At 27.2% G+C, this 12,564-nt stretch carries 12 protein-coding genes; all 12 read right to left on the reverse strand.

Annotated features, from left to right (window positions below):
- Positions 1-252: 252 nt before the first annotated feature.
- Positions 253-1,557, reverse strand: coding sequence for a pyrimidine-nucleoside phosphorylase (locus OW763_RS03510; protein ID WP_268039671.1), 1,305 nt, complete (start codon positions 1,555-1,557; stop codon positions 253-255).
- Between the two features lie 56 nt (positions 1,558-1,613).
- Entirely contained in the window at positions 1,614-2,273 is a 660-nt protein-coding gene (deoC, locus tag OW763_RS03515; protein ID WP_268039672.1) for a deoxyribose-phosphate aldolase, read from the reverse strand.
- Positions 2,274-2,395: 122 nt separating this feature from the next.
- Complete coding sequence (locus tag OW763_RS03520; RefSeq protein ID WP_268039673.1) at positions 2,396-3,616, reverse strand: NupC/NupG family nucleoside CNT transporter; 1,221 nt, start codon at positions 3,614-3,616, stop codon at positions 2,396-2,398.
- A gap of 292 nt (positions 3,617-3,908) precedes the next feature.
- Positions 3,909-5,279, reverse strand: coding sequence for an MATE family efflux transporter (locus OW763_RS03525; RefSeq protein ID WP_268039674.1), 1,371 nt, complete (start codon positions 5,277-5,279; stop codon positions 3,909-3,911).
- A gap of 245 nt (positions 5,280-5,524) precedes the next feature.
- On the reverse strand, positions 5,525-6,034 hold the full coding sequence (locus tag OW763_RS03530; RefSeq protein WP_268039675.1) for an NUDIX hydrolase: 510 nt from the start codon (positions 6,032-6,034) through the stop codon (positions 5,525-5,527).
- Positions 6,035-6,132: 98 nt separating this feature from the next.
- Positions 6,133-7,329: a hypothetical protein gene (locus OW763_RS03535; RefSeq protein WP_268039676.1), complete on the reverse strand. Its 1,197-nt coding sequence runs from the start codon at positions 7,327-7,329 to the stop codon at positions 6,133-6,135.
- Between the two features lie 88 nt (positions 7,330-7,417).
- Complete coding sequence (locus OW763_RS03540) at positions 7,418-7,948, reverse strand: permease (protein ID WP_268039677.1); 531 nt, start codon at positions 7,946-7,948, stop codon at positions 7,418-7,420.
- The gene (locus tag OW763_RS03545; protein ID WP_268039679.1) at positions 7,945-8,430 is read right to left on the reverse strand and encodes a permease; all 486 of its coding nucleotides are present in this window, start codon (positions 8,428-8,430) and stop codon (positions 7,945-7,947) included. Before OW763_RS03545 ends, OW763_RS03540 begins: the two co-directional genes overlap by 4 nt.
- A gap of 72 nt (positions 8,431-8,502) precedes the next feature.
- Entirely contained in the window at positions 8,503-9,123 is a 621-nt protein-coding gene (locus tag OW763_RS03550; protein WP_268039680.1) for a response regulator transcription factor, read from the reverse strand.
- Positions 9,104-10,198, reverse strand: coding sequence for a sensor histidine kinase (locus OW763_RS03555; RefSeq protein WP_268039681.1), 1,095 nt, complete (start codon positions 10,196-10,198; stop codon positions 9,104-9,106). Before OW763_RS03555 ends, OW763_RS03550 begins: the two co-directional genes overlap by 20 nt.
- 126 nt (positions 10,199-10,324) lie before the next feature.
- The gene (locus tag OW763_RS03560) at positions 10,325-11,428 is read right to left on the reverse strand and encodes an ABC transporter permease (protein WP_268039682.1); all 1,104 of its coding nucleotides are present in this window, start codon (positions 11,426-11,428) and stop codon (positions 10,325-10,327) included.
- The gene (locus tag OW763_RS03565) at positions 11,425-12,564 is read right to left on the reverse strand and encodes an ABC transporter permease (RefSeq protein ID WP_268039683.1); all 1,140 of its coding nucleotides are present in this window, start codon (positions 12,562-12,564) and stop codon (positions 11,425-11,427) included. The genes OW763_RS03560 and OW763_RS03565 overlap by 4 nt, the downstream gene beginning before the upstream one ends.

The raw sequence follows: 12,564 nt of genomic DNA on the forward strand, positions 1-12,564 counted from the left end.
TTTATTTATACTAAATAATATTGTCTTACTTTATAAATTATGTTTGAAATGCCTTGTTTGATAATATTATTATTTAAAAACTGCTAAAGAATTTAATGTTTAATATTTTAACAAATACAGATTGTCCACTGCAAGAAATTTAAGAATAATAACTAAAAAACACCTGTGTATATTTAATTATATACACAGGTGTTTTTAATTTGTAATCATACAGCTACTTTAGACATGAATAAGAAAACAATCATATTTTAATTATCTTACTACATCATACACCAAAGGGATATTTTCTGTATATTCTTTTTCAATTTTATAATTTTGTAATATTCCTTTAGTAGCTTTTTCTATATTTGATTCGTTATTAGAATGAATATACGCAATTATATCTCCTTTTGCTACTTTTTCTCCTCTTTTTTTATTTAATATAATTCCAACAGCTAAATCTATGATACTTTCTTTTGTTGCTCTACCAGCTCCAAGTTCCATAGCAACTAATCCTATGTTTTGAGCATTTATTTTAGTTACATATCCTTCTCTATCACTTTTTACTGGTACAATATACTTAGCTTTAGGTAATTTATCTGTATCCTCTAGTTGAGATATATCTCCACCTTGAGCTTCAATAAATTCTTTAAATTTAGCTATAGCTGAACCATCTTCAATAGTTTTTAAAAGCATTTTTCTAGCTTCATCTACAGTATTAGCTTTTTTAGCAAAAACAACCATATTGCTTCCTAAAGTTAAGCAAAGTTCTAATAAATCTTTTGGCCCTTTTCCTGTTAGTGTATTTATTGCTTCTTTTACTTCTAAAGCATTACCTATTGCCAATCCCAAAGGTTGATCCATATCAGAAATTACAGCTACAGTATTTCTTCCAATATTTTTACCTATATTAACCATAGCACTACCAAGTTCTTTTGCATCTTCATAAGTCTTCATAAACGCACCATCGCCAACTTTAACATCAAGTACAATTGCATCAGCACCAGCAGCTATTTTTTTACTCATTATACTAGAAGAAATAAGTGAAATATTATCAACCGTTCCTGTAACATCTCTTAATGCATATATTTTTTTGTCTGCTGGAGCCAAATCAGCTGTTTGACCTATTATCGCTATATTTTTATTGTTTACATTATTTATAAATTGTTCTTCTGTTATTTCAACAGAAAATCCATTAAAGGACTCAAGTTTATCTATAGTTCCACCTGTATGTCCAAGTCCTCTTCCAGACATTTTTGCAACAGGTATTCCCAATGCTGCAACCATAGGAGTAAGTACTAGTGAAGTAGTATCTCCTACTCCTCCTGTGCTATGTTTGTCTACTTTTATTCCTTTTATTTTTGATAAATCTAAGATATCTCCTGATTCAACTATAGCCATAGTTAAGTCTGCTGTCTCTCTCATATTCATTTTTTGAAAATAAATAGCCATTAAAAAAGCTGATGCTTGGTAATCTGGAATATTTCCTTTAGTGTAGTTTTGTACAAAATAGTTAATTTCTTTTTTAGTAAGTTCTAACCCATTTCTTTTTTTTATTATTAAATCATACATCCTCATAAAAATATTCTCCCTTTTCACCATAATATTTATAATCTTAATATACTAAAATTAATTTATTTATTTTTTTTAGCACCCTCTATAATTTTTATACCTGCACTTGCACCTATTCTAGTTGCACCAGCTTCTATCATGTCCATAGTTTCTTCATAAGAATGAATTCCACCTGAAGCTTTAACACCTATATTTTTTCCTACTGTTTTTCTCATTAAATCAATATCTTCTTTTTTCGCTCCAGCAGTTGAAAATCCAGTAGATGTTTTTACAAAATCTGCTCCTGCTTCTTTAGATAGTTCACAAGCTTTAATTTTTTCTTCATCAGTTAAAAGACAAGTTTCTATTATAACTTTTAAAAGAGCTTTACCTTTCGCAACATTTACTACAGATTCTATGTCTTCTTTTACTACATCATATTTTTTATCTTTTAATGCTCCAATATTTATTACCATGTCAACTTCTTGTGCACCATTTTCAATAGCTTGTTTTGCTTCAAAAGCTTTTACTTCTTTTGTATTAGCACCTAATGGGAAACCTATTACTACACAAGTTTTTACATCATATCCTTTTAATTCACTACTAACAAATGATGCATAGTATGGATTAATACAAACGGAAGCGAAATTATATTCTTTAGCTTCTTCACATATTTTTTTTATTTGTTCCTCTGTAGATTGTGGTTTTAATAATGTGTGATCTATAAACTTTTCAATTTTCATAATTTTACTCTATCCTTTCCTTAATAAATTGAATTAAAATTTATTTTAATTTAAATTTTATTCTACTGAATTTAATTTATTATAGTATCATATATGGGAGCGCTCTCATATTTCTTAAATTTTTATACTAGTATTCCAGCTACTGTTGCAGTAATACAAGTTGTAAGTAGCCCTCCTAGTAAAGCTTTAAATCCATATTGCGCTATATTAGAACGTTTATTTGGAGCTATTCCGCCAAGTCCCCCTATTTGAATTGCTATAGAACTAAAACTAGCAAAACTACATAAAGCATAAGTAAGAATTACTATGGTTTTTTGAGTTATAATCCCTGATTTTATAAGCTTTCCTAAACTAGCATATGCTACGAACTCATTAACTACTATTTTTTCACCAAGTAAATTTCCTGCATTTAATATATCTGGTGTTGGAACTCCCATTATATATGCAACTGGAGCAAACAATCTTCCAAAAACCCAATTTAAACTTAAATAACCCATGCCAAAGAATCCGCCTACCCATCCTAGTAAAGCATTTACAAGTGCTATAAGTGCTATAAATGCTAGTAGCATTCCTCCAACATTTAATGCTAATTTCAAACCTTCACTTGCACCTCTTGCAGCAGCGTCTATTAGATTACAATCTGTTTTTTCTACATCCATAGAAACCTTTCCTTTTGTTTCGGATACTTCTGTTTCTGGAATTAATATCTTAGAAATTATAAGACTTATAGGCGATGCCATTATACTTCCTGCAAGAAGATGTCCAGCACTAACTCCCATAGCAACATATCCTGCCATTATTCCTCCAGATACAGTTGCCATTCCTCCAACCATTATAGTAAACAATTCAGATTTGGTCGTTTTTCCAAGGTATGGTTTTATAACAAGTGGTGCTTCAGTTTGTCCTATAAAAATATTAGCAACCGCCGATAAAGTTTCTGCACCACTAGTTCCTAACAATTTAAGCATTCCCTTTGCCATCCAAGAAACTACAAACTGCATAATTCCCAAATAATACAAAACAGCCATTAAAGATGAGAAAAATATAACTGTAGGTAAAATTTGCAATGCAAATATACATCCAAATTTATTTGAATTTACTAAATCTCCAAATAGGAAACCGGTACCACTTTTAGTGAAATTTAATAACTTAGTAATAACATAACTTACTCCTTCAAAAAACTTTCTTCCAGGTGGAAATTTCAATACTAAAAAGGCAAATAGTAATTGTAACATCATCCCTTTAATTACTAATATCCAATTTATCTTCTTCTTATTATTAGAGCACATATAAGCAATAAAAATAAATACCGTAACACCTACTATCCCTATTAATCTACCCATAACTCTCTCCTTTCAATTAAATAAATTTTAGTATGTTTTTTGTTTATGGTAACGCTTTCATAAATAACCTACAAATTCACTATATACTTACCATAGTTTTACGTCAATGTATTTAATTTGTAAATTAATGAATTTAAGTAAGTTATCTTAATTAATTATATTATTTACTTTATTTACCTTAACAATGCTATCAATTATAAAAATTTTATTATAGATAATTTTTATTTTTCAAAATAAAAAACTTCAAAGATTATTATTCAAAAATAACCTTTGAAGTATGAGTTTTTCTACTTTACGCCCTCATATTTTTCCATTTACCCTTTTTATATGCTGTAAACATTACAAGTATTTCCCCTACTTCTGCTGTTATATATGTTACCCAAACCCAAATTATAGGTAAATGCATTACATAAGTAACTACTACAAGCAGTGGAACCTGTATTGCCCACCTAGATACTAAGCTAGATACTAAAAATGGAATATTATAACCTGAACCTGAAAATACGCATCCTAATCCCATAGATGCTGCTGCAATAGTAAGTGCTGGAAGAACTATTCTTATCATCAAAATTCCTATATGTATAACGGCATTATCATCTGTAAATACATCCATTATTTTTTCTGGAAACGCAATTCCAATTAATGCTAATACTGACATAAATACTATTCCTATCACTGCAGCCTTTGCAGCTGTATCCTTCGCTCTATCAATTTTTTCAGAACCAATACACTGTCCTACAATAGCACTCCCACCCATAGAAAGTCCAACAAGAGGCATAAATGCAAAACTAAAAAGTTTATTTCCTATGCCCATACATGCAATTGCTGCTGTTCCATAGATAGTTACAAATTTTAATGTTAATATTCCTGATAGGTTTCTAGATAACATTTCAAACCCACTTGGAAGACCTACAGTTATAAGTTTTTTATCCATTTCTGCATTTAATTTAAATAATCTCTTTATTTTAATCTTAACCTTTGTTTTACCAGATAAAAATATATAAAATCCTATTCCAAAAGCAATTACTGTGGATATTACAGTAGCAAGTGCTGCTCCAAATATTCCTAGGTTTAAACCAGGTATGTTGACATATGGTACTGTTTTAAAAATAAAAATCGGATCTAATATTATATTAAATATTGCTGCAATAATCATTATAATCATTGGTTTTTTAGCATCGCCAATACATCTAAAAGCCGTATTTACAGTAAAAGAAGAAAACATTATAGGTAGGAAAAATATCCTTATATATCCATAATCTAAAGCATTTTTAATAACTACTGCATCTTTAGTAAAAAATCCAATGAGTGGTTTTAAAATCATAAGCATAATTACACCAGCAATCACGGCTACTAATGCTTTAAATGTAAGTGTCTGTTCTATTGCTCTACTTGTTTTTTCCATATCTCCACTTCCATAACTTTGAGATATAAGAGATATTGAACTTGTACCTATTATTTGATTTAATATATCTACCATCCAAAATATCGTTACAAATATAGTCACCCCGGCTATTGCTGATGAAGAAATCTTTCCAATCCATATCATATCAACTAAATCATAAGCAGACTGAAACAAAAATCCCAGCATAGTTGGTAGTGACATCTTCAACAAGTTAGATGTTACACTTCCTTGTAATAAATCTTTATTATTATGTTCCATGTAATCGTTCCCCTAGTTATTACTAACCCCTTCCTTTATTATCATATATTCTAACATTAGAATATAATTTAAAAATGCGTTTGTAAATAATTTTATTTATTTTTAACTTCTAATATCCGTATATTTTTTAAATTTACCATAAAACTAATAAGCCGCCCGTAGATATGAAAACACCCCTAAAAAGTCCACAGCCTCTCTCGCATTATTATTAGATGCTGTGGATAAAATTTTTAAAATTAATTTTTCTACTTTGCCTTTTTAATTAATTTTAACTTTAAATATTTTTTCAATGCCATAATATGCATTGGATAAAAATCTTCTTCATTATTATCCAGCATATCTTTCAATTCATTTAATGATACCCATCTAATATTTTTAGTTTCATTTGTTTCATCTAATATTTTCCCCTGTGCTTTACATATAAATGTTTGAACCATAATAGGATAATTCCCATCTATATTTTGAGCACATGCAAAAGGCATATAATTTATAGCTTTATATCCATTTGCTTCAATAATAACCGTATCATTTTCTCCTTCAATTTCCGTAACTGTAAGTCCTGTTTCTTCCCATATTTCCCTTCTTAAACAATCAAATATATTTTCAAATTCTCTTATTTTGCCTGCAGGTATCTCTATTAATCCATTTTCCGCCCCACCATCTTCCTTACATCTTTCCTGAATTAATATATACTCTATTTCATCTATTGTTTTTATTATAATTCCACCTACTCCTGGTTTTGCAAACACTTCCATTGGTAAATCTCCTTTCACTATATTTATTACATTATCCACAAAAATCATGCATTTTCAGGTATCTTTCATCTGAAAATACATGACTTTTCAACTCATTGTTATTTGTACATAATAACTAAATCATCAACAACACAGCACATACCTTGATACAACTTTTCTTCACTACTCATTAGATTTTTTATAACCATATAATCATAATAGTTATCTTGATCATCCTCTTCCCAATAATAAGTAATTAAATATTTATTATCAATAATATCATAAAATTCTCCAATTGATTTTTCAAAACTAATTTCTGTATCACTGTTATAAATTCCATATATATGTATTTTATTTTCATCATAATGCTTATTATATATTTTTTGTTTTTTAATATCGTATCTTATGTTATTGTCCTTTAACTTATCAAAATGTATTTCCCCTAATTTTTCTTGTTTTAAATTGTTTTTATTCACGCAGCAAATACTTTCAACATTAGTCTTAAAATTCTTTGTTCTATAGTATATATTAGTTTCATCCATTCCAAAATACCTTGTCCATCCTTGTACTTCTGTTTTATGCACTTGATGAAATGAAATCATTATATTTCTATTTTCAATTCCTTCAACAAATTCATTTAAACTAATAATATTTATACTTTCTCTATATGACTCTCTATAATAATCAGTTTTATCTAAGTTTTCATGATAGAGCTCCTGTTGTTCCCAATCCTCCATATACGCTTCCTCAAATATTAAGAACCCTTGTCCATTATATGTATAATACTCCAAATAGTCTCTAACCCCTAATATAACTCTTTTATCAAGAATTTCATATTTTTGACCATTATAAATATCATATAAATACGCACTTTCATACCCACCTTGTACATCTTTTGCCCTATTAAACTTTTCATCATCTACATCAGATTTATCTATATATAAAATGAGATAGGTATCTCCCAAAAAAGATATGCCATTATAATATTTTTTATCTACTTTAAATTCACTTACTTTATCAACTTTGTTAGTATTCATATCTAACTTAAAAATTTGTATATCATCTTTATTGATTATAGAAAACATAATGTACTTATCATATGTATATATTTTTTTACCATAAAATTCGGATGTGTATATACTGGTATTAGTTATTTTATTCTCTATCTTATTTTCAATATCATAGTAATAAAAATCTACAAGATACTCATTTTCATTTTGTAAGTTATCCGCTTTACAATAATAAATCCTATTATTATGAACTGTAATAAGTTCAAATTCTTCTTTGCAATATTTCCTAATGTCTATTATCTTCATGTTTTCCTCCAAAAATATATTTATCAAACAATACTTATTTTTTTATAATTAACAACTATATAATATCTTAAATATCCTTTTATAACAATCACATTAATTCAGCATTTTCATATATCCTTTTTACTTCTGCTTTATCAGTTAAAAAACATAAAATATATGCAATAAAAATAATTCCTGGAATATCTACAAGTAATCTTGTAACAGCAAATCTTGTTCCTAAAGCAGAAGTTTCAAATAAAAACATAGGGATTTTTGTAGTAGACCATGCTCCAATAAAAATTAATACATTACTAAATTTAACTCCTTTTTTCATAAATACAGCTGCAATAGGAAATGCTCCATACAATGGTCCTGCCGCTGCTGACCCTAATAAAATGGATAAAACTATTCCTTTTATTCCTGATTTTTCTCCCATATATTTCATCATCGTTTGTTTTGGAATCCATACATCTAATAATCCTAAGAGGATAAAAATTGGTGGTATTACTAAAATCATTTCTTTTAAACTATACCCTGTAACATGAATTGCTTTTGTTCCCATTTCTCTATTAATAAAAAATAAAACAATCATAGTTAGAGACGTAATTAGAAAAAATCTATATTTCTTTAATAAATTCATATTCCACTAACCACCTTTCCAATTATATATGCAACAATAAAACAAAATAAAAAAGATAATACATTTCTTATAATAGTTAGTCGTTTACCAAAATATTTTATTTCAACAGGTGCTGTTACAATACCTACCATCATCAATGCAGACACAAATGCACCTATTTGCATATATCCCGCTCCACTGTTTAACAGCATGGCTGCCGTAGGAAATGCTACAAATCCAGGAATCAATGTAACTGCACCAACAATCGTAGAAAAAACCACTCCTATCCACCCTGATTCACTACCTATTATTTTTGATATTACTTGAGCATTAAATACAGAAAGTAATATGCCTACAAGCATTATTACTCCTAAAAACTGTGGTAAAATATTTTGAAAAGATTTCCAAGCCTTTTTAAGAGCCATTTTCGTCTTTTTCTTATCCTTAAAATAAGAAATAATTAAAAGCACTATAACTACTATATACATAATATAACTATTCATCATTCTATTCTCCTTAAAAATATTTTTATACGGTATATTCATTACAAAAACTTATCTATTTTTAAATTCTGTTTAATAGTTTTTTAAATAATATATAGCTAGTTGAGTCCTATCTCTTAATTGTAATTTTTCAAGTAAATTTGTTACATAGTTTCTAACAGTTCCTTCACTCAAATAAAGTTTTTGTGAAATTTCTTTATTTGAAAGTCCTTCACCAATTAATGTAAGTATCCCAAATTCTCTTTCACTTAATTTAATTTTATTTAGATTTTTTTTATCATTTTTAATCATAGACATTATTGAACTTAAAACTTCACTTTGAAATACACCATTTCCATTATAAACTGTTCTAATACTTTCTATAATACTATCTGAAGATTGATTTTTTAGTATATAACCCTCCGCTCCATTTTTAATAGCTGCAGAGATATATTCATCATCTTTAAAGGTAGTCAAAATAATTATTTTAATATTTTGTTGTTCACTTTTAATTTCTCTTGTTGCTAATACCCCATCTAAAACAGGCATTCTCACATCCATCAAAACTATATCTGGACAATATTTTTTGCAAAGCTTTACTGCCTCCTCACCATTTGCAGCAATTCCTACCACTTCAAAATCTTCTTCAAATTCTAAAATTAAATTGAGACTATCTGTTATCAATCTATCATCATCAGCTATTATAATTTTCAAAAATATTCACCTCCAAATTTTCCATAGGAATAATACAAACTATTAGAAATCCATTTTTAGAATCTATAGCTATATTTCCACCTATATTTTTTATTCTCTCTTTCATACCACTTATACCTAACCCTTCATTTATACTTTCACACCCTATACCATTATCTTTTATATAAAGCCTTATGTATTTTTCATTTACTTCTAAATTTATATCAATAATATCTGCCATAGAATACATTGAAGCATTAGTTAAAGCTTCCTTTATATTTGTACTTATAATTTGCATTATACTAGAAGATATATTATTAAAATCACCTATATATTTAAAATTAACTTTGCAATAATTAAACTCTTCTATTATTTTTATAATATAATTTATTCCTATAGATTGCATAGGTTTTATATTATGCACAGTTTCTCTTAATAATGATAAAGATTTTGAAAGTTCATTAATAGATTTATCTACTAATATGTATGATTTTTCTGTGTCTTTATTTCTTATTTTAGCTGCTGCCTGAAGCTGCATATATATCCCTGCAATATTATGCCCTACTGTATCATGTATTTCTCTTGCTATTCTGTTTCTTTCTTTAATTTCAGCCAAATGCTCCACTTCTACAGCAGATTGTATAAGCCTATTTTTAGTTTCCTCTAACTCATATCTTGTTCTTCTTTCATTATCATATAAAGTCTTGTACTTCTTTTGTTCTTTCATATATCTAGTATAAATATATCCATAAATATTAACTATAAAAAAAATCAACAACTGTATAGGTATTTGCTCTATCTTTAAAAATCCAATTATAGGTACAATAAAAAATACACCAAAATAATTTTCCCTTTTTATCAACTCATAGGAACAAGCTCCTAAAAATATAATAAAAACAGGTTTATAAAAACTGATAATTATTATAATTATAGCTTGTATAAATACCATTATTTTAGATTGTATATACCTTTCTATCAATATATCAATAATCATAATTATTAAAATAGAAACAATGCAAAAATAACATATATCTTTTTCTATTATGGTCATAGCAATTATAAAGCTATAAAAACATAGCCTAAATATATATTCCATTTTATATTCACCTCTAAATATGGATATTATTTTTAGTATAACATATACAAAATCATATATTACTAGAAAAACCTTTATTTACTTGGAAAACACAAATATAAAAAATCCACTATCAAAGTGGATTTTTTAATTAATTATATCTTTTTTCCTCCATGAAACTAAAAGCATAAATATAATAGTAAAAAGAAATAATACTAGTATTTCTTGTAACACAGAATATAAAGATTCATTATACATAAGTTTGTTTGCAGCTGATAACATCCATGTTACTGGTATAAACTTAGATATATTCTGCAAAGTTTGTGGCATAATACCTCTTGGCCAAAAACATCCCCCTAGCATAGCCATTGGAGTAACTGTGAGTGTTGAAATAATAGAAGCTCTTCTCATATCTTTAGAATTATCACATATAAATAAAGCAAAAGCAGCAACAAATATTGAAAAAATTACAAATAACAAAAACATATTTATTACAGATGGAAATTTCATATTAAATACTTTTATCATAAAACCAAATATTATTGCAATTTGTATTATTAATACCACTAAAAAACTTAAAAGATTTTGCAAAGTATAACTTCTTGCTTTAATTGGACCTGTAAATATTCTATAATATACTTTTGTCTTTTTATCTTTTAATATTATTGGAATTATATTAACCCCTAACATCATCATGTTAAACACCAAAAATCCTAATGCCAATAAAGTGTTCTTTTTACTTACTTTACTGTTATCCATATTTTCATATTTCACCTCAAATACTCCTTCTTTATATTTATCCATAGCTTTATAGAAAAGAGTTTCATTTTTTCCACAGGACTTTCCTATAGTTTTTGCTGCTCCAACAAAACTCTCTATACTAAACTTTGGTGCCATATACGCATTTGTTTCATTTATAGCATATGCTTTTATATTAACATCTTTTCCTTCTATTAAATCTTTAGTAAATCCTTTAGGAATTTGTATAACATAATCATTTTTTAAATTAATTAAAGATTTTTTTATTTGAGATTCTTTTAAATCATTTACTTCGTTTCCCTTTTCTAATTGTTTTACAAGAAGTTTTGTAAGCTTAGTATTATCATTATCTACAACACCAATAGAAAACTTACTTTCACCACTATTAGCTCCAATAAAAAAGATTATAAGAACTATAGGGAAAATAACCATAAAGATAATATTTGATTTTGATTTAAATATTCTTTTTAAATTATTAGTAAATATAGTCATTTTAGCACTCTCCTCCTAGCTGCTGCTATAGATATAATCATACATAAAACTATTCCTATCCACATAGATGCAATATTAGAATTAACTGCATCCATATTTGAACCGTATATGGAATTAAACATTGCATTATGAGCCATAGTATTTGGTACAAAATGTATTATTTTATTATAAACTCCATTATTATTTATGAGTTTTACATATCCACCAGATATAAAAGTACAAACTATAACAAGTATATTTATAACACCAGAAGTCTTATCAGCCTTTCCACCTAATACAATTACTACCATACCTATAAAATTTGATAGTATAGACATAGTGAATATAATAAATACTATTAATCCTATATTATTTCCGTAATTAGCTTTAAAAGCATATTTTGCAATTAACATTAATATTATTCCTTCAATAAAAACAGTGAGTATAGATGATGCAATATATCCAAGTAAGATTTGTGTTTTTTGTGTTGGAGTAATCTGAACCCTTCTCCCCTCTTCTTCTTCATATATCTGTGATATTGCATCACTTCCATAAAAAGCTCCATACATAAGAATCATAACTAGCATAGTTACAGCATAATAATCTATAGCTTTTGGAATCTTTCCACTAATATCAATAGATGCATCAATTATGATGTTATTTTCTCCTACATAACCACCCTTTCCACCTATGGTATAAGACGCATAAACTGCATTAGCACCATTAACAAATCCATTTAAAATATTTTTTACAATTTCTGTTTGTATGGTATTTCTTTCGTTATATACAGATATATAAGCTTTTCCACCTTTTTTTATATTCTTTGTAAAATTATTATCCAAATATACAAACGTTCTTCTCTCATTAGTTTTTATGGAATTAAGACCTTCTTTTTTGCTATTTACTTTTTTTAATTCTATTAAATCCTTAACTTTATCAGATGTTATATATTTTTCAAATTGTTTAGAAATCTCGCCTTTGTCTTCATTATAATAATATACCTGTGCTCTGCTTATGTTTCCTGGAATGTATTCATTATTTAGTGCTGTACCAAGTATTAATATAAGAACTATAGGAAGAAGTAACATATTAATCAAAGTCTTTTTATCTCTAAAATTTCTTTTTAAATTGTAAAATATTATATATAAAATCTTCAT

It is taken from the genome of Clostridium aestuarii (assembly GCF_026735135.1).
In the GTDB taxonomy this organism is placed as follows: domain Bacteria; phylum Bacillota; class Clostridia; order Clostridiales; family Clostridiaceae; genus Clostridium_H; species Clostridium_H aestuarii.